The following is a 19,272-nucleotide window of genomic DNA, read 5'->3' on the forward strand; positions in this document are numbered from 1 at the left end:
GCTCGAATATTATCAGTCATTTGGATTTGGGACACCTACGAAATCAGAATTTAATACAGAAGCAAGTGGACAAATTGTGTGGGACAACGAACTACAACAAAAGACGAGTTCGTTTGGGCAAACGATTAGTGTCACGCCAATTCAAATGATTCAAGGATTTACTGCGTTACTGAACGATGGGATGATGAAAAAACCATACGTCGTTCAGTCAGTTGTCGACCCAGAAACGAACGAAGAAATATATCGAGGTCAAGAACGTAATCTCGGACAAGTCATTAGTAAAGAAACAGCCGAGAAAACGATGGAAGAAATGAGCACACTCGTCGCAGGTTCGTTAGATAGAAACAGTATGTACGCACTCGATGACTATCAAGTCACAGGTAAATCTGGTACAGCACAAATGTATGACGAAAAAACGGGCGGATATTTAACAGGAGAATATGAGTTTATAACGTCATTTATCGGATATGCACCAGTTGAAGATCCACGAATTATCGTCTATTACGGTATTAAACGTGCATCAAAAAATAAAAGTGAGACGTGGGACTTCGGTGTGTCGAGAGGATTTAATCCGCTAATGGAACGCTCACTCAAATATTTAGACGTTAAAGACGTTCAAAACAGTCAAGAAATTAAAACGATTAAAATGGAAGACATTACAGGTCAAAACATTGCAGACGTCGACGTATTACAAAATGATTTATTAAAACAAGTGTATGTCGGTGAAGGAACGAAAGTTGAAGACTATTATCCAAAACATGAAGAAATGTTGCCGTCTGAAGTGCTCGTCATCGTCACAGACGGTGAACGTACGATGCCGGACTTACGTGGGTTTTCTAAGCGTGACGCATTACTCATCATGGACTATTTAGGACTCAAATCGAACTTTAAAGGTGAAGGTTACGTCACAGCACAAACGATTAAACCAGGTGAACCACTTGGAGATAAACAAAAAATCAACTTTACGTTACAAATGAAAGACCCAAACAATTAGGAGGTAACGATGAGTATTATATTATTAATCATTTCATTTATATTGTCTGCAGCATTAATGAAAATGATGATACCAAAATTAAAACAATTAAAATTTGGCCAAGCAATTCGTGAGGAAGGTCCGGAAAGTCATTTAGCGAAAACAGGCACACCGACAATGGGTGGTATTTCATTTATTTCTGTAACGGTGGTGTTATCGATAATATGTATGTTCTTCGTTGAAGACGTTTCGAAATTACTCATCCTCGTCATCGTAACGCTAGGATTTGGATTAATTGGTTTTATTGACGATTACATCATCGTTGTAAAAAAAGATAATAGAGGATTAACATCTAAGCAAAAAGCGCTGGCGCAAGTAGTCGTGTCAATTATCGTCTTTTTCATTATGATGAAATTCGTACCTTCTATTGAGCTTGGTGTTTCGATACCAATGACAGATATTACAATTCCACTCGGTGTGTTTTTCATCGTTTGGATCGTATTCTGGCTCGTTGGTTTTAGTAATGCTGTAAACTTAACGGACGGTTTAGACGGGTTATCAACAAGTACGACGATTATTGCGAACGGTACATTTTTAGCCATTGCGTGGTTACATTCAGAAAAAGAAATTATTTTATTTTTATCGATACTAATTGGAGCACAACTCGGATTTTTACTATTTAACAAATATCCAGCGAAAGTATTTATGGGAGACACTGGATCTTTAGCACTCGGTGGGATTGTCGGTATCGTATCGATTATGTTAAACAACAGTTTATTACTGCTTATAGTCGGTATCATATTCGTCATCGAAACATCATCCGTCATTATACAAGTCGTATCATTTAAAACGACAGGTAAACGTGTATTTAAAATGACACCGATTCACCACCACTTTGAATTGTCTGGATGGAATGAACGTAAAATTGTATTCGTATTTTCATTCGTTGGTTTAATTTTTGGTCTAATTGGTATTTTAATCGGAGGCTAAATTATGAAAGAAATCGAATCATTTAAACATAAAAAGGTGCTCGTTTTAGGTTACGGACGAAGTGGTCGTAGTGCGATAGAAGCACTGTTTAAACTCGGTGCAGATATCACACTTACTACGAGTGAGGTTCTCGTTGAAGAGAGTGTTTTAAATCATTTAAAACAAATGAACGTGAAAGTCGTAGATGGTCATCATCCAGAGCATCTATTAAACGACAAAGAGTTGATCGTTAAAAATCCAGGTATTCCGTATACGATTCCTTTTTTACAGGAAGCCTTAAAACGCAATATTAAAATTATTACTGAAGTAGAACTTGCGTATTTAATCACAAATAATGAGATTATTGGTATTACCGGAACGAACGGAAAAACGACGGTGACAGAACTCGTTGGAAGACTACTCACTGATGGAAACCGCACTCCAATTTTATGCGGGAACATCGGATATCCAGCAAGCCAAGCGGCGCTTGAAGAACAGTCAGACGAACTCGTAATGGAATTGTCTAGCTTTCAATTAATGGGCATCGATACGTTTAGACCGAATATCGCAGTATTTACAAACATATATGAAGCGCATCTCGATTATCATAAAGATTTAAATGAGTATCAATCAGCGAAACTATCTCTGATGAAAAATATGACGGACACGGACATTGTTATATTTAATCAATCTCAAAGACATTTTGTCGAACATAAAGATGTGAAGAGTAACGTTTACTTCTTCAGTATCGATGAGGAAGCAGATGCATATGTAAAAGATAATTGGATATATGTTTTTGGTAAAAAAATAATAAATATCGAAGAGATTCTGTTAAAAGGTCCACATAACTTAGAGAATATCCTTGCAAGTTTACTCGTTGCACGTTTAAAAAATGTACCGATCGAGCATATGAAATATGTTTTAACGACGTTTAAAGGTATCGAGCACCGTATGGAATTCGTCGATGAAAAACTCGGCATGAGATTTTATAACGATTCAAAAGCGACGAACGCGCTCGCGACGACATTTGCATTAGATAGCTTTAATACGCCGACGATTTGGATCGCTGGTGGATTAGACCGTGGACAAGATTTTAAAGAACTTCTTTCACATTTAAAGCATGTAAAACTCGGTATCGTATTTGGTGAAACGAAAGAAAAGCTAAAGCAATTTTTAAATGAAAACAATATCGAAGTGATTGAAACAGATAATCCATTCACAGCTGTCGACATTGTCAAAACACATGGTAATGCTGGAGACAAAGTACTATTTTCACCAGCGTGTGCGAGTTGGGATCAGTATCCTGATTTTGAAACGCGTGGCCGACATTTTAAAGAAGCAGTTCATCAATTATAAAAAGGAGGGGACACGATGAGTGAAGATTTTAACGTAGATGATTTAAAAAAGAAGTTAAAAAAGAATCATACGACTAAAAAAGATAAGAAGCATACACACACTGACGATGTCCCCTCATTTAAAACGGAACTTGAAGTCATAGAAGCACTCGTTCAGGAAGGTGTTATAACACTACAACAAGATGAAGTGACAAAGAGTGACGAAGACACGTTAGATCCATCTTTAATTGAAGACTACCGCGATGAAGAAAAAGATGCACCTTCAATAGAATATGAGTCTGAAGAAGATGAAAAAGAGACGCTAAAAGAGCGATTTAAATCGGTTAAAAAGCCACAGTTATCACTGCCAAATTTAAATTATAAAAAACTTATATTTCTTATTGGAATTGCGCTCGTTTTAATTACGATAGCTACATATTTAATATCCAGTCTATCTGATATTAAAGAAATTGAAATTGTCGGTAATGAAAACATCGCCGACAAAGAAATACTAGATAGAAGCGGTATAGACACAGGACAAAAAATGTACTTGCTTCAGTCAAATAAATCTGAAGATAAAGTAAAAGTGTTACCGATTATACAGTCAATTGACATCGAACGTGAATGGCCAAATAAAGTCATTATAAATGTTAAAGAACATAACGTCGTTGGTTTTATTGAAAGCAACCGAAACTATTATCCAGTACTCGAAAATAAACGCGTATTAAGAGGATTTCATATGGAACCTGTAGATGCACCGATTATCCATTTCTTTGAAGGTAGAGAGTTCGACGCACTTGTCGATAGTTTAAACGATGTCAATCCAGAGATGTTACGAATGATATCTGAGATATATTATCGACCGTATGATGAATCATATACGAGAATTCAAGTACTTATGAATAACGGTCAGGAAATTATCGCAGACTATACGACATTTGGTGAAAAGATCAATTACTTTAATGGAATGCGCGAATCTATTGGAGATAATGAGGGGATTATCGATTTAGAAGTGAGTAATGCGTTTATTCCGTATAATACTGAAGAAGCAAGGCGTGTGAAGCGCGACATGTCAAGTATTCCAAGACATGTACCTTATATCGAAGATATAAACGAAAGCCTAGATGTGATTAAGAAATCACTTGAAAAAATCGAAACATCAACAGATTAGTGAAAAGTTTCATTTATTTAACTGATTTAGTTCACAATTCGCTTTATTTAAGGTAAACTATAGGATAGATTATTCTGAAAAGATTGGGAGGCATTCAGGTGAAGGAACAATATTATGTTGCCCTAGATGTAGGGTCCTCGAGTGTTAAAATCGTGATTGGAGAGAAATTTCACGATGGTGTAAATATTATTGGTACTGGCCAAACCTTCACTGATGGCGTATCAAAGGGTATGATTCGAGATTTTGATCTCGCTAAAAGTGGAATTATAGATACAGTGAAAAAAGCAGAACTAATAGCAAATATAGATATTGACGAAGTATTTTTAAAAGTTCCAATAACGAATTCTGATGTCATATTTACAACAGAAACGTTAAGATTCTCTGGTAAAGATACAGAAATCGATGGAGAACTCATCGAAGAATTACTTGAAAATATTCGCTTTAAAGAAATTTCAACAGATCAAGAAATTGTCACAGTATTCCCTGTGTCATTTGTCGTTGATGATTTACATGAAGTCGAAGATCCAAAAGGGATTATCGCTAGAGAAAGTCTCACTGTGAAAGCTGGTATCATCGCTGTAGATCGTACGTTATTCTTAAACATGGGTAACTGTGCGGCAGAAGCAGGTCTAGATATCGTAGACGTCACTTCAGACGCATATAACTACTCACATATTTTAACAGAGGCTGAAATTGAACTTGGCGCAGTCGTTATGGATATCGGAGCTGACTTAACACAGTACGCATACTATAAAGATGGATCGTTAAAATATGCAGGTGTTATCCCTGCAGGTGGTAACACGATTACTGAAGTCATTGCGAGAGAGTTTAATACAGACTTCCATTATGCAAACCGTGCAAAAGAGCAATATGGTCACGCATTTTACGAAAGAGCACCAGAAGGTGAACGCGTCGTCTTCCCACAAAACAACGGTGATAAAGACGTAGAAGTGAGTGCGAAAGACTTATCTGACGTCATCGAAGTGACTCTTGAAGATATGTTTATGGAAATCTTTAGAGAACTCGGTGAAGCGAATATCGACGATATTAGCGGTGGATTCGTCATTACAGGTGGTACTGCAAACATGAGAGGAATTAGAGATTTACTACTCGATATTGTTTCTGAAAAAGTACGCGTTCATATCCCAACACAAATGGGTGCGAGAAAACCTGAATTCACGAGTGCAATCGCTACAGTTGAAAGCGGTATTCGTTTTGATGAACTCCTCGATTATGTTACAATTGATAATCATGAAGATGATTATGACAGAGATGACAACGAACCAATTGTAGAAGAAGAAAAACAGTCGATTTTCCCTTCTCTATTTAGAGAAAGAAAAGAGAAAAATCAAAGTGTTGAAGTCGAAGAAGACGTTGAATATGAGTCAGACGACGACCGATACGAAGAAGACGAACATGACGATTACGAACGTGAAATCGTTGAGACGTCAGATGTTAAAAATGCCCCGCCAAAAGAAAAAGAGAAATCTGACTTTGGTGGATTTATGAAAAAAGTATTTAAGAATTTATTTGAGTAATTAAAATTTGGGAGGATATGGTGAGATGTTAGAATTTGAAACTGGTTTTAACCATCAAGCATCTATTAAAGTAATCGGTGTCGGTGGCGGAGGAAACAACGCAGTAAACCGAATGATCGATGAAGGTATGCAAAACGTTGAATTTATTGCAGTTAACACAGACGGACAAGCTTTAAACTTATCAAAAGCAGAATCTAAAATCCAAATCGGAGAAAAATTAACACGTGGTTTAGGTGCTGGAGCGAACCCTGAAATTGGTAAAAAAGCTTCAGAAGAATCACGTGAACAAATTGAAGACGCAATCCAAGGTGCGGACATGGTATTCGTCACTGCTGGTATGGGTGGCGGAACTGGTACTGGAGCAGCACCAGTCGTTGCGAAAATCGCAAAAGAAATGGGAGCTTTAACAGTTGGTGTTGTAACACGCCCATTCTCTTTTGAAGGTAGAAAACGTCAAACACAAGCAGCTGCAGGTGTAGAACAAATGAAAGCTGCTGTAGATACATTAATCGTTATCCCAAATGACAGATTACTCGATATCGTTGACAAATCAACACCGATGATGGAAGCATTTAAAGAAGCGGATAACGTATTACGTCAAGGGGTTCAAGGTATTTCAGACCTCATCAGCGTAAGCGGTGAAGTAAACTTAGACTTTGCGGACGTTAAGACGATTATGACAGACAAAGGTTCTGCATTAATGGGTATCGGTGTCGCAAGTGGTGAAAACCGTGCGGTTGAAGCGGCTAAAAAAGCAATCTCAAGTCCATTACTTGAAACTTCAATCGTCGGTGCACAAGGTGTGTTAATGAACATCACTGGTGGCGAAAACTTATCACTATTCGAAGCTCAAGAAGCTGCGGACATCGTTCAAGACGCTGCAGACGAAGATGTAAACATGATCTTCGGTACAGTAATCAACCCTGAGCTTGAAGATGAGCTAGTAATTACAGTTATCGCAACAGGCTTTAACGAAAAGTCAGTATCAAGAGGTCCTGAACGTCCAGTTCAACAAGAACGTAGACAAGCACCTTCATTCGAAGAAAAAGAAAGAGAAGATTCATTCATCAACTTAGATGATCGTTCAAATTCTGAACAATCATTTGATAGCTCTGATAGAAAATCTTCATTAGATAACGAGCCAGACGTACCATCATTTATTAGAGGTCGTCGTAGTCGTAGAAGATAAGACATTCACTCACGGAGATATTGACATCAATATCTCCGTTTTTGTCTATTAGGAGATAGATACGCGTGTTTAAAAATTATAATCATTATGTAGGATACAGTTCAGACGATTTAGTGTTTGGGTATACGAAACGTACAAACGGTCAAAGCGACTATCCAAAAAATGCATTTAATATGGCGCTATATATCGGAGATAATCCGGACAATGTACACCACCATCAACAACTTTTAAGTGAAGAAATCGGATTTGAACGTTCAGATTTCGTGATCCCAATTCAAACGCATGAAAACAAAGTGTATGAAGTAAAAAAAACGGATGCCGGGACAAATGTAGATGCGTTAACAAATAACATATATGGTATAGACGCTCTATATACATATGAAAGAAATATCGTACTCGGTATGAATTACGCAGACTGTACACCAATTTATGTGTACAGCGTAGCGAATAACTTTATCGGTTTAGTGCATGCAGGATGGAAGGGAACGCGTGGGAACGTATTAAAAAACCTATTAGATCATTACGACGGAGATATCGATGATTTACGCGTCGTCATTGGAATTGCGATTAACGGCGATTATTACGAAGTCGATGATGCGGTCGTCAACGATTCGTTTTTAGTTGCTAAAGAGGCAGTCACTCCATTAGGTAACGATAAATTCTTACTCGATTTAAAAACTGCAAATAAACACCAAGCACTCGATTACGGTATAAAAGAATCGAACATTCACGTCACACCAATCGGTACGGAAAGTGAAGAATTCTTTTCATATCGGTTAGATGATCAACCGACGGGACGTGCTTTAGGGTTTATTGGAAGGAGATTATAATTGAATAAAGATAATTATTTAAAAGTAAAAGAAGAAGTCAATAATCAAGCGACGATTATCGCTGTGACTAAATATCACACTGTTGAAGATGCGCTAGAAGCATACGACGCTGGTGTGAGAGACTTTGGAGAGAATAGAATTGAAGGATTTAATGAAAAAAGAGCCGCACTTCCTCAGGATGCGAATGTGCACTTTATCGGAACACTTCAATCGAGAAAAGTTAAAGATGTCATAGATAATCTATATTACTTACACTCATTAGAACGAGAATCTATCGCGAAACGTATTGAACAATATAGCTCGCATGATGTAAAATGTTTTATACAGGTAAATGTGTCAGGAGAAGAGACGAAACATGGTTTAAAACCTGAAGACGTCAAAGATTTTGTAACGAAAGTATCAAAATATGATCACGTTAAAGTGATCGGGCTCATGACGATGGCACCTGAAACAGACAACGTGGAAGAAATTAGAAATGTGTTTAAACAGTTAAGAGAACTTAGAGATGATTTACAAAAGGAATTTAAAGATATTATTGAGTTAAGTATGGGAATGAGTAACGACTATAAAATTGCACTTGAAGAGGGTGCGACATTTATTAGACTCGGTAGTAAAATTATGGGAAAATAGGTGATTCAAATGGCTCTACAATTTTTAAAAGATTTATTCGTAATCGAATCTGAAGATATGGATGAAATCGAAACAGAACAAAAGCAAGTTGCTGAAGTTAAAGAACAGCCAAAAGTAGAAAAGAAAAGTAAAGTTACAGCAGTCGATTTTTCTGAAAAAACAAAGAGAAGCCGTAGACCAAAAATTGAGGCAAGAGAGCACCGTGAAGTGAGTGAGCCAGTAGTGAAACAAGGGGGACACGTTGACATGAGTAAAATTAATACGAAAGTATGTCTGTTTGAACCATATGTATTTGGTGAAACTCAAGATATCGCGGATCAATTAAAAAATAATCAAACAGCACTTGTGAACTTATCAAAACTCGATAAAGTATCAAAAAAGCGAATCATCGACTTTTTAAGTGGAACAGTGTATGCTTTAGAAGGCGATATTCAAAAAGTTGGAGCTGACATTTTCTTATGTACACCAAACTCTGTTGGTGTGGAAGGTGTTATTTCGGAGAAGAATGACTCTGACTTAATGTAAGGAGTTTTTACTGTGGACCAATCAACAGCGATAAATATACTGACAACAGTAGTTAAAATATATTCGATATTATGGCCAATCTTTACTTGGGGGTTCATCATTTACATACTATCTAGTTGGATTCCAGGTTTAAGAGAGTCATCATTTGGTGAGTTACTCGGTAAAATATATGAACCGTTACTTTCACCACTGAGAAATATAATTCCACCAATTGGTGGCATGATCGATATTTCACCGATCTTTTTAATTATTATATTCCAGTTATTTAACTTTGGAATGCGTCAAATATTTGTATCGTTATATAATATGTTAATGTAAGAGATATTGTTACAATATCTCTTTTTTATTTCGCCATTAGGAGTTATATTATGGAATCCCTATTTCAACATTTTAGACAAGAAGAAAAAGAAAAGATTATTTTTTACTACAGTAAATTTGAAATCGCGTCGAGAGATTATTATCCTGTACTGCTTGATTTTACCGACCCGAGAGAACGTAAAATTATCGAAAGTATTAGCGGACGTTTCCCTGATATAAAAACCGAATATTACGGTGGGGGTCTTGAAGATAACCACGAACGCAAACGTGTGTTACTCGTTCCTGAAATGTTAGAAGTGTCTCGAGATGATTTTGAAATTGAGACGGTAGAGTTACATTATCCAGAAAAATTTGTGACGCTCACACATCGTAATATTTTAGGTGCGATGATGAATGTCGGCGTCGACCGTAGTAAACTCGGTGACATTATACTTTCAGATCACATTCAGTTTGCGATCGATAAAAACTTTTTTGATTTATTTAAATCAGAACTTACGACGATTAAAAACGCACCGATAGAACTCGTTAAAATTCCTAACGATGAATTTTTAAGTGCAGTCTCGAATACGACGAAACATTCGATTATCGTATCATCATTTCGTTTAGATGTGATCGTATCAGAAGTATTAAAAGAAGGACGAGCAAAAAGTAAAAATCGTGTCACGCGAGAGAAAGTTAAAGTCAATCATGCACTCGTGACAGATCCGAGTTTCCAAGTCGAACTTGAAGACGTAATAAGTGTAAGAGGTTTTGGAAGATTTATCGTCAGTGAATTTATTCATGTAACGAGAAAAGGGAAGTCGAGAATCGAAGTTTTAGTGTATGAAGACTAGTTTCAATATAGTTTGACAATAGTCTGAAATTTTTGCATAATGTTATTAATGTATTAGACACGCAATATATGGCATTTTTTAAAGCGACTAGAGGACGGTGAAAGCTCTAGAAAATAAATATATTGATATCACTAATATGATAATTATATAAATATATAAATGAGTGGGCTCTTTATGAGTCAATTAGGGTGGTAACACGGTGAAATCGTCCCTTTTTGACTTGTAAAGAGTTTTTAATTTATTAGGAGGAAATATAAGAATGGATTACAAAGACACGCTACTTATGCCGCATACGGATTTTAAAATGCGCGGTGGATTAACACAAAAAGAGCCAGAAATGCAAAAGCGCTGGCACGAAATGGATTTATATAATAAAAAATTAGAATTAAATAAAGGGAATGAACCGTTCGTATTACACGACGGACCACCATATGCTAACGGTGCAATTCATATGGGACACGCGTTAAATAAAATTGTAAAAGATATCATTAACCGTAACAAACAAATGCAAGGATACTACACACCATATGTACCTGGATGGGATACGCACGGTTTACCAATCGAGCAAGCACTGACGAATAAAGGTGTCGACCGCAACAAAATGTCTGTGAGTGAATTCCGTAAAAAATGTGAAGCATTCGCAAACGAACAAGTACAAGGTCAAAAGGCTGGATTTATGCGTATGGGTATCGACGGAGAGTGGGATAACCCGTATTTAACATACAAACCAGAATTTGAAGCATCACAAGTACGTGTCTTAAAAGATATGGTAGAGCGTGGCTTAATTTACCGTGGTAAAAAACCAGTGTACTGGTCACCTGTATCAGAATCGAGTTTAGCTGAAGCGGAACTTGAATATAAAGACAAACGTTCACCGTCAATTTACGTGACGTTTAAAGTAGAAAACGGTAATGACGTAATTGAAAAAGGCGTAAACTTAGTCATTTGGACGACAACTCCGTGGACGATTCCTTCAAACTTAGCAATCGCTGTTCATCCTGAATTGAATTATGTACAGTTTGATTATGAAGGTGAAGCGTACGTTATTGCTGAAGAATTACTTGACACGTATTTAGAAGCTGTTGAGTGGGAGAAAGAAAAAGTTACTCGTACGAAAGAATTTAAAGGTTCTGAAATCGAACGCGTAGAAGCAAAACACCCATTATTTGATCGTATGAGTCTCGTTATTTTAGGAGAACACGTAACGACTGACGGCGGTACTGGACTTGTCCATACAGCACCTGGTCACGGGGATGACGACTATAAAGTGGCACAAAAATATGATCTTGAAATTTTATCTCCAGTAGATAACAAAGGTGTATTTACTGAAGAAGCGGGCAAATATGAAGGGTTATACTATGACGATGCAAACAAAGTAATCGGTGAAGACTTAGATAAAGCAGGCGCATTAGTTAAACTACAGTTCATTACGCACTCGTATCCACATGACTGGCGTTCTAAAACACCGGTAATCTTCCGTGCAACACCACAATGGTTTGCGTCAATCGAAAACGTACGTGAAGAAATTTTAGAAGCATTAAACAACACGAAATTCCAAGTTGAGTGGAATAGAGAACGTATGTATAACATGATTAAAAACCGCGGAGACTGGGTCATTTCACGTCAACGTGTTTGGGGTGTACCACTTCCATTCTTCTATGCTGAAAATGGTGAAGCAATCGTAGACCCTGAAGTAATGGAACACGTTGCAACTCTATTTGAAACACACGGAAGTAACGTTTGGTTTGAATGGGATGCAAAAGACTTATTACCAGAAGGATTTACGCACGAAGGTTCTCCAAACGGTACGTTTGAAAAAGAAACAGATATTATGGACGTGTGGTTCGACTCTGGGTCAACACATAGAGGGGTACTCGATTATAGAGATTACTTAACGTATCCATCAGACTTATACTTTGAAGGTTCTGACCAATATAGAGGTTGGTTCAACTCTTCACTTATTACAAGTGTCGCAACGCGCGGAGTATCACCATACAAAGAGTTATTATCACACGGATTCGTCATGGACGGAGAAGGTAAGAAGATGTCGAAATCACTCGGTAACGTTGTAGATCCAACGAAAATTATGAACCAAATGGGTGCAGACATCATTCGTCTATGGGCATTCTCAAGTGACTTTGAAGAAGACGTACGTATTTCTGACGACATTTTAAAACAAGTGTCAGACGTATACCGTAAAATCCGTAACACGATGAGATTCCTACTCGGAAACTTAAGCGACTTTAACGTTGAAACAGACAAAGTTGCATATGACGATTTATACGACGTCGATAAATATATGTACAACAAATTTAGTAAGTTTTATAACGAAACGAGAGACAACTACGACGCATATAACTACATTACGATTTACCAGTCGTTACAGAACTTCATCAACGTAGACTTATCAAACTTCTACTTAGATTATGCAAAAGATATTTTATATATCGAAAAAGAAGATTCTAGAGTAAGACGTAGTGTACAAACAGTGTTACACCGTATTTTAGAAGATTTAACAAAAGTGTTAGCACCAGTGCTCGTTCACACAGCTGAAGATATTTATGACCATACACCACACCGTACAGCTGAAAGTATCCACTTAACATACTTTAGTGACAAAGAAGATGTCGATGAGAAAGTATTAGAACAGTGGGCTCAAATTATGGCGGTACGTGATGACGTTTATAAAGCGTTAGAAGTGGCACGTAACGAAAAAGTCATCGGTAAATCACTCGATGCGAAAGTGACGTTAACATTACCTGAAGGATTAACAAAAGACAGCATCAATTCAGAGTTCACACAGCTCTTTATCGTTTCGCAAGTTGAAATCGTCGATGAGTTAACAGACGGTACAGCATATCAAAACACGACAGTTAAAGTAGAGCATGCTGAAGGTGAAAAATGTGCACGTTGCTGGAACTATAAAACAGACAGAAACCTCGTGAGCGGTAAAGATGATATTTGTGATCGTTGCCGTACTGTTGTTGGAGAAAACTAGGTGAGACGATGAAAAACTATCGAATTATTCCGATGAGTATTTTCGGTATCGGTATATTGGCACTTGACCAAATTACAAAATTCCTCGTAGTTAAATACATGGACTACGGGGAATCGATACCAATCATAGAGAACTTCTTATCGATAACGTCACATAGAAATAGTGGTGCAGCGTGGGGGATGTTACAAGGTAAGATGTGGCTCTTCTACATCATTACCGTATTCGTCATTATTATGTTGGTATATTTTTATAAAAAAGAAGCGACGGATAATTTACTACTACAATTATCACTGACAATGCTAATCGCAGGAGCGTTAGGGAATTTTATCGACCGTGTACTATTTCAAGAAGTGGTCGATATGATCGATACGATGATTTTCTCATATGACTTCCCGATATTTAACGTTGCAGATTCGAGCTTAACAATTGGAGTCATACTCATGCTATTTCAATTCTTTACAGAGCGTGGTGAACAAAGTGGAAATTAAAATCAAAGAAAAAGATGTCAACGTACGAATCGACAAACTACTACTTGATTACGTCGAAAATAGTTCTCGTACTGAAATTCAGAACCGTTTAAAAGAAGGTAATATTGTCGTCAATGGTGACGAAGTGAAACCGAACTATAAAGTCAAACTCGGTGACGTGATCAAAGTGTTTGAGCGAGAAGTAGAAGACGTCGATATTATACCTGAAGATTTAAATTTAAATATCGTATATGAAGATGATAATGTCGCAGTCGTTTATAAACCGTCTGGGATGGTCGTTCATCCGTCAGCTGGACATAAAAGCAACACGCTCGTTAACGGTTTAATGTATGCACTTGATTCGCTATCAGGCATTAACGGAGAATATCGTCCGGGTATCGTTCATAGAATCGATAAAGATACGAGTGGACTGTTAATGGTCGCTAAAAACGATGTCGCACATCGAGATTTAAGTGATCAGTTAAAAGATAAAACAGTAGACCGACGATACGTCGCACTCGTTCATGGAGAGATTCCACATAACAAAGGAACGATTGACGCTCCGATTGGACGTAACAAAGAAAAGCGTCAACAAATGGCTGTTGTCGATGATGGGAAAAATGCAGTCACGCATTTTAACGTATTAGAACGTTTTAATGGCTACACGTTAATCGAAGCGATTTTAGAGACGGGGCGTACACACCAAATTCGTGTGCATATGGATTATATCGGATATCCAATCGTTGGAGATCCCGTCTATGGTAGAAAAACAAAATTTGTTACAGATGGGCAATTATTACATGCGAAAACAATCGGTTTTACGCATCCTGTTTCAAAAGAGAGACTGAGCTTTTCATCTGAATTACCAGAACAATTTAAAACAGTACTAGAAGAATTACGTTTAGAAAAAAGTTAATGGATTGTGTTGACAAATATTTTAAATAAGACTATTATAATAAGCAACATAATTAAATACTTATGTGTCTTTAAAATTGGTCCCGTGAGGCCAAAAAGACATGATGAAACGTATATATAACGCTCGCTTTATGTGCGAGTTTACTGACGCGTATACTCATGTCTTTGGCATGAGTATTTTTTTATGATTATTAGGAGGATGCCAAATGGCAAGAACTGTTTTAGATGAACAAGGAATCAATAGAAGTTTAACGAGAATGTCACATGAAATACTCGAGAGGTATAAAGGAAGTAGTGACGTCGTACTACTCGGTATTCGAAGACGCGGTGAGTACCTCGCAAACCGAATGCGAGACAAGATTGAAACAATCGAAGGAGAAGCGGTTGCAGGCGGTACGATCGACATTAAAAACTTTAGAGATGACACAGCGAGAAGTGAAAACACTGAAGGGTTAGATACTGACAGTGATTTAAATGACAAGCACGTCGTCTTAGTAGACGATGTCATGCAAACGGGTCGAACGATTCGAGCAGCAATAGACGCAATTATGTTCCACCATAGACCAAAGACGATTTCACTCGCAGTACTCGTTGACCGAGGTCATAGAGAGTTACCGATACGACCAGATTTCGTCGGTAAAAACATTCCGACACGAAAAGAAGAAGAAGTCGTCGTTCAAATCGAGGAAATCGACGGTGAAAACTCAGTTTCAATTTCTTAATCTAAAACTACTCCTACAATAATCTTAAAACCGGAGGCATATACTATGAAAAACTTATTATCAATGGACAACGTATCACCAAGAGAGATTTACGAAATTATTTCACGCGCACAAGAAATCAAAAAAGGCGACTACAAAAAATTTGACACAGACAAAACGGTATGTAACTTATTCTTTGAAACGTCAACACGTACAAAATCAAGCTTCGAAATGGCTGAATTTAGACTTGGTATGCACGCAATTCCTTTTGAAGTGTCACAATCAGCAGTTCAAAAAGGTGAATCGTTATACGACACGTGTAAAACACTTGAAGCAATCGGTGTAGATGCACTTGTCATTAGACACCCTGATAATAAGTACTACGAACAATTAGAAGGCATTAACATTCCAATCGTAAACGGTGGAGACGGAAGCGGAAGTCACCCATCACAATCTCTACTCGATATGATGACAATTTACGAACACCACGGTAGAATCCACGGGTTAAAAATCGTAATCGTTGGAGACATCGTACACTCACGCGTAGCGAAATCAAACGCAACAGCACTTCGTAAAATGGGCGCAGAAGTTTACTTCTCAGGTCCAGAAGAGTACCAAGATCACTCACTCGGAGTCCCTTACATGGAATTAGACGAAGCGATTGAAGTATGTGACGTCGTCATGATGTTACGTGTACAAAACGAACGTCACGACAGAAAAATGTTATTATCAAACATCGAGTACAACCAAAGATACGGTATTAACCAAGCACGCGTTCGACGCATGAAAGATGATGCAATCTTAATGCACCCAGCACCAATGAACCGCGGTGTAGAAATTACTGACGAATGTGTAGAAGGAGATAAGAGTGTTATCTTCGAACAAATGGCAAACGGTGTATTTATCAGAATGAGTATTTTAGAAAGAGTTCTTGAAGGAGAGAAATCTAGTGCTTTTAACACAAGCGAAGTTATTGTTAGATAATGACTTCATCACAAAAGATGTATTAATCGAAGACGGTATTATCACAAAAATTGCGGATTCAATCGAGCAAGAAGGTCACGACGTAATCGACTTAAACGGTAAGTTATTAACACCAGGACTCGTCGATGTTCACGTTCACTTTAGAGAACCAGGATTTGAACATAAAGAAACGATTAAAACAGGATCTTTAGCAGCAGCACGTGGAGGATTTACGACAGTATGTCCGATGCCAAATACAAATCCGATTATCGATAGCGTTGAAACACTCGACAAAGTAAACGAAATTATCGAGCGTGACGCAGTCATTCGCGTATTACCTTACGTATCGATTACTGAAGGGTTAAGCGGAGAAAATCTCGTCGACTTTGACGGGTTAAAAGCACACGGTGCATTCGCATTCACTGATGATGGTGTCGGTGTTCAAACAGCAAAAGTTATGTATGAAGCTATGAAAAAAGCAGCAGCGATTAATATGCCGATCGTTGCACATACTGAAGATAACTCACTTGCAGGGACTGGTGCGGTTCATGAAGGTGACGTATCAGAAAGGCTCGGCGTCGAAGGAATTCCAAGCCTTGCAGAGTCAACACAAATTGCACGTGACGTATTACTTGCTGAAGCAGCAGGGTGCCATTACCACGTATGTCACGTTTCAACAAAAGAATCAGTTCGTGTCATTCGCGACGCAAAACGTGCAGGCATTAAAGTGACAGCAGAAGTGACACCACACCACTTAGTGTTAGATGAAAGTGACTTCAAAGAACTCGATCCAAACTTCAAAATGAACCCACCACTTCGTGGTAGCGAAGACCGTGAAGCATTAATTGAAGGCCTGCTCGACGGTACGATTGACTTTATCGCAACAGACCATGCACCTCATCATAAAGATGAAAAAGCAGCTGGTGTCGAGAAAGCGCCATTTGGAATCGTCGGCATTGAACATGCGTTCCAATTACTCTATACGAAGCTCGTTAAAACAGGTGTATTCACGTTACAACAACTTGTAGATTTCATGACAGTTAAACCAAGTAACGTCTTTAACTTAGATAGCGGTGAGATTAAAGAAGGAAAAGCTGCTGACTTAACAGTGATTGATTTAGAAGATAACGTGACGATTACTGAAGATGGATTCGTATCTAAAGCAAGCAACTCACCATTTATTGGTGAGGAATTAGAGTCAGATATTTTCATGACAATTTGCGACGGTAAAATCGTCTACGAAAAATAATAGGAGTGTCGACATGAATCACTTACTCAGTGTAAAATCTCAAGAAGAAATTGCACATAACATATACAAAATGGTGATCCATGGCCCGATTACAAGTAAAATGAAAACGCCAGGTCAGTTTGCACATATTCGTGTAAACGAGACTTCGGCGTTTATGCTGAGACGTCCGATATCTATATCGGACGTTGATGCTGTCAATGAGACTTTTACAATTGTATATCGTGCTGGTGGAAAAGGGACTACAGAATTATCGAAATTAAAAGCTGGAGACAACGTAGATGTGTTAGCACCTCTTGGAAATGGTTTCCCAGTAGAAGAGGCGAATCACGTATTAATCGTCGGTGGAGGTATTGGTGTACCACCACTACTTGAGTTAACAAAGCAATTACATAAACGCGGCGTAAAAACGACACACGTATTAGGCTTTAGTTCTAAACGTGAAGTCTTTTATGAAGAAGAATTTAGCCGTTACGGAGACACATATATCGCAACAGTCGATGGTAGCTACGGAACAAAAGGTTTTGTCACAGACGTCATCGACACGTTAGATACAAAGTTCGATAAATTTTATTCTTGTGGCCCAAAAGTGATGTTAAAAGTGTTAAGTGACACGTTAGATATGGATGGATACATTTCATTAGAAGAGCGTATGGGATGTGGATTTGGTGCATGTTACGCATGTGTTGCTGATAAAAAAGAAGACGGGACACAAGTAAAATTATGTGTCGACGGTCCAGTATTTAAAAAAGGAGAGATCATTTTATGAGTTTAAACGTAGAATTACCAGGTCTCTCTTTAAAAAATCCAATCATGCCAGCATCAGGTTGCTTTAGTTTTGGAGAAGAGTACAGTCAATTTTACGACTTATCAAAACTCGGCGCGATTATGATTAAAGCAACGACAGTTGAACCACGTAAAGGAAATCCAACACCTAGAGTTGCTGAAACTGATTCAGGGATGTTAAACGCGATTGGACTTCAAAATCCAGGACTTGACCATGTATTAGAACATGAACTTAAATTTTTAGAGCAATTTGATGTTCCGTTAATCGCAAATGTTGCGGGAACGACAATCGACGATTATGTTGAAGTCGCACGACGTATTTCAAAAGCGAAAAACGTTCATGCATTAGAATTAAATATTAGTTGTCCGAACGTCAAAGCAGGCGGTATCCAGTTCGGGACAGATCCAGAAATGGCATACAATTTAACAAAAGCGGTCTATGAAGTTTCAGAAGTACCAGTATACGTGAAGCTATCACCAAACGTCACGTCAATCGTCGATATGGCGATGGCAGTTAAAGATGTATGTGATGGTCTTACGATGATTAACACACTCGTCGGTATGAGACTTGATAATAATGGCCAACCGATTATTAGTAATATTACGGGTGGTTTATCTGGCCCAGCAATTAAACCGGTTGCGTTAAACATGGTATACCAAGTGAAAAAAGCATTACCAGATATGCCGGTCATCGCGATGGGTGGCGTCACGGACGTGCAAGACGTCATCGACTATATTTCAGTCGGAGCAGATGCGGTCGCAGTTGGTACAGCAAACTTCACAGATCCGATGACTTGTCCGAAATTAATAGACGGACTTGAAGCATACTTAAAAGAACACAACATTAAACATATACACGACTTAAAAGGGAGAACGCTCTAGGAGG

18 protein-coding genes and 1 pseudogene are annotated in these 19,272 nt (G+C 38.0%); all 19 read left to right on the forward strand.

The features are described 5' to 3' along the window. Positions 1-994 (forward strand): penicillin-binding transpeptidase domain-containing protein (locus HMPREF3029_RS09505; RefSeq protein ID WP_168165521.1); only part of this gene is annotated, 994 nt, incomplete at its 5' end. Positions 995-1,003: 9 nt separating this feature from the next. Then, positions 1,004-1,963 carry a phospho-N-acetylmuramoyl-pentapeptide-transferase gene (gene mraY / locus HMPREF3029_RS07590; protein WP_070710312.1) on the forward strand — a complete coding sequence of 320 codons (960 nt, stop codon included), beginning with the start codon at positions 1,004-1,006 and terminating at the stop codon, positions 1,961-1,963. A 3-nt stretch (positions 1,964-1,966) separates the two neighbouring features. Continuing rightward, positions 1,967-3,298, forward strand: coding sequence for a UDP-N-acetylmuramoyl-L-alanine--D-glutamate ligase (gene murD, locus HMPREF3029_RS07595; protein WP_070710313.1), 1,332 nt, complete (start codon positions 1,967-1,969; stop codon positions 3,296-3,298). Positions 3,299-3,313: 15 nt separating this feature from the next. Further along, complete coding sequence (locus tag HMPREF3029_RS07600) at positions 3,314-4,447, forward strand: cell division protein FtsQ/DivIB (RefSeq protein WP_070710314.1); 1,134 nt, start codon at positions 3,314-3,316, stop codon at positions 4,445-4,447. A gap of 98 nt (positions 4,448-4,545) precedes the next feature. Beyond that, positions 4,546-5,985 carry a cell division protein FtsA gene (gene ftsA / locus HMPREF3029_RS07605; protein ID WP_068128883.1) on the forward strand — a complete coding sequence of 480 codons (1,440 nt, stop codon included), beginning with the start codon at positions 4,546-4,548 and terminating at the stop codon, positions 5,983-5,985. A 25-nt stretch (positions 5,986-6,010) separates the two neighbouring features. Continuing rightward, a pseudogene (gene ftsZ / locus HMPREF3029_RS07610) lies at positions 6,011-6,965 on the forward strand (cell division protein FtsZ); the annotation flags it as partial. A 274-nt stretch (positions 6,966-7,239) separates the two neighbouring features. Next, the gene (locus HMPREF3029_RS07615) at positions 7,240-8,004 is read left to right on the forward strand and encodes a purine nucleoside phosphorylase YfiH/LACC1 family protein (RefSeq protein ID WP_246830713.1); all 765 of its coding nucleotides are present in this window, start codon (positions 7,240-7,242) and stop codon (positions 8,002-8,004) included. Beyond that, positions 8,005-8,634: a YggS family pyridoxal phosphate-dependent enzyme gene (locus tag HMPREF3029_RS07620; RefSeq protein WP_070622429.1), complete on the forward strand. Its 630-nt coding sequence runs from the start codon at positions 8,005-8,007 to the stop codon at positions 8,632-8,634. Positions 8,635-8,643: 9 nt separating this feature from the next. Then, on the forward strand, positions 8,644-9,159 hold the full coding sequence (locus tag HMPREF3029_RS07625) for a cell division protein SepF (RefSeq protein ID WP_070457597.1): 516 nt from the start codon (positions 8,644-8,646) through the stop codon (positions 9,157-9,159). A gap of 12 nt (positions 9,160-9,171) precedes the next feature. After that, a complete protein-coding gene (locus HMPREF3029_RS07630; RefSeq protein ID WP_083286890.1) occupies positions 9,172-9,477 on the forward strand; it encodes a YggT family protein in 306 nt (101 codons plus the stop codon). 50 nt (positions 9,478-9,527) lie between these two features. After that, positions 9,528-10,310: a YlmH family RNA-binding protein gene (locus HMPREF3029_RS07635; RefSeq protein ID WP_070710316.1), complete on the forward strand. Its 783-nt coding sequence runs from the start codon at positions 9,528-9,530 to the stop codon at positions 10,308-10,310. Positions 10,311-10,569: 259 nt separating this feature from the next. Next, positions 10,570-13,308: an isoleucine--tRNA ligase gene (gene ileS / locus HMPREF3029_RS07640; RefSeq protein ID WP_070710317.1), complete on the forward strand. Its 2,739-nt coding sequence runs from the start codon at positions 10,570-10,572 to the stop codon at positions 13,306-13,308. Between the two features lie 8 nt (positions 13,309-13,316). Beyond that, a complete protein-coding gene (gene lspA / locus HMPREF3029_RS07645; RefSeq protein WP_070710318.1) occupies positions 13,317-13,796 on the forward strand; it encodes a signal peptidase II in 480 nt (159 codons plus the stop codon). Next, positions 13,777-14,691 carry an RluA family pseudouridine synthase gene (locus HMPREF3029_RS07650; protein ID WP_070710400.1) on the forward strand — a complete coding sequence of 305 codons (915 nt, stop codon included), beginning with the start codon at positions 13,777-13,779 and terminating at the stop codon, positions 14,689-14,691. Before lspA ends, HMPREF3029_RS07650 begins: the two co-directional genes overlap by 20 nt. Positions 14,692-14,896: 205 nt before the next feature. Continuing rightward, the gene (gene pyrR, locus HMPREF3029_RS07655; RefSeq protein ID WP_070622438.1) at positions 14,897-15,412 is read left to right on the forward strand and encodes a bifunctional pyr operon transcriptional regulator/uracil phosphoribosyltransferase PyrR; all 516 of its coding nucleotides are present in this window, start codon (positions 14,897-14,899) and stop codon (positions 15,410-15,412) included. A gap of 45 nt (positions 15,413-15,457) precedes the next feature. Further along, positions 15,458-16,375, forward strand: a complete 918-nt coding sequence (locus HMPREF3029_RS07660) for an aspartate carbamoyltransferase catalytic subunit (protein WP_070457606.1) — start codon at positions 15,458-15,460, stop codon at positions 16,373-16,375. Further along, on the forward strand, positions 16,341-17,603 hold the full coding sequence (locus tag HMPREF3029_RS07665; protein WP_070710319.1) for a dihydroorotase: 1,263 nt from the start codon (positions 16,341-16,343) through the stop codon (positions 17,601-17,603). Before HMPREF3029_RS07660 ends, HMPREF3029_RS07665 begins: the two co-directional genes overlap by 35 nt. Positions 17,604-17,616: 13 nt before the next feature. Continuing rightward, the gene (locus HMPREF3029_RS07670) at positions 17,617-18,369 is read left to right on the forward strand and encodes a dihydroorotate dehydrogenase electron transfer subunit (RefSeq protein WP_070710320.1); all 753 of its coding nucleotides are present in this window, start codon (positions 17,617-17,619) and stop codon (positions 18,367-18,369) included. Continuing rightward, a complete protein-coding gene (locus tag HMPREF3029_RS07675; RefSeq protein WP_070710321.1) occupies positions 18,366-19,268 on the forward strand; it encodes a dihydroorotate dehydrogenase in 903 nt (300 codons plus the stop codon). The genes HMPREF3029_RS07670 and HMPREF3029_RS07675 overlap by 4 nt, the downstream gene beginning before the upstream one ends. The last annotated feature ends 4 nt before the right edge of the window (positions 19,269-19,272 follow it).

It is taken from the genome of Nosocomiicoccus sp. HMSC059G07, assembly GCF_001815515.1.
Classification (GTDB): Bacteria; Bacillota; Bacilli; order Staphylococcales; family Salinicoccaceae; genus Nosocomiicoccus; species Nosocomiicoccus ampullae_A.

What these genes read in the sequence shown, in the direction of transcription:
- ileS (WP_070710317.1), top strand. Translation starts at nt 10,570, where the DNA reads ATGGATTACAAAGACACGCTACTTATGCCGCATACGGATTTTAAAATG.
- HMPREF3029_RS07675 (WP_070710321.1), top strand. Translation starts at nt 18,366, where the DNA reads ATGAGTTTAAACGTAGAATTACCAGGTCTCTCTTTAAAAAATCCAATC.
- HMPREF3029_RS07625 (WP_070457597.1), top strand. Translation starts at nt 8,644, where the DNA reads ATGGCTCTACAATTTTTAAAAGATTTATTCGTAATCGAATCTGAAGAT.
- pyrR (WP_070622438.1), top strand. Translation starts at nt 14,897, where the DNA reads ATGGCAAGAACTGTTTTAGATGAACAAGGAATCAATAGAAGTTTAACG.
- HMPREF3029_RS07660 (WP_070457606.1), top strand. Translation starts at nt 15,458, where the DNA reads ATGAAAAACTTATTATCAATGGACAACGTATCACCAAGAGAGATTTAC.
- lspA (WP_070710318.1), top strand. Translation starts at nt 13,317, where the DNA reads ATGAAAAACTATCGAATTATTCCGATGAGTATTTTCGGTATCGGTATA.
- mraY (WP_070710312.1), top strand. Translation starts at nt 1,004, where the DNA reads ATGAGTATTATATTATTAATCATTTCATTTATATTGTCTGCAGCATTA.
- murD (WP_070710313.1), top strand. Translation starts at nt 1,967, where the DNA reads ATGAAAGAAATCGAATCATTTAAACATAAAAAGGTGCTCGTTTTAGGT.
- HMPREF3029_RS07600 (WP_070710314.1), top strand. Translation starts at nt 3,314, where the DNA reads ATGAGTGAAGATTTTAACGTAGATGATTTAAAAAAGAAGTTAAAAAAG.
- HMPREF3029_RS07670 (WP_070710320.1), top strand. Translation starts at nt 17,617, where the DNA reads ATGAATCACTTACTCAGTGTAAAATCTCAAGAAGAAATTGCACATAAC.
- HMPREF3029_RS07635 (WP_070710316.1), top strand. Translation starts at nt 9,528, where the DNA reads ATGGAATCCCTATTTCAACATTTTAGACAAGAAGAAAAAGAAAAGATT.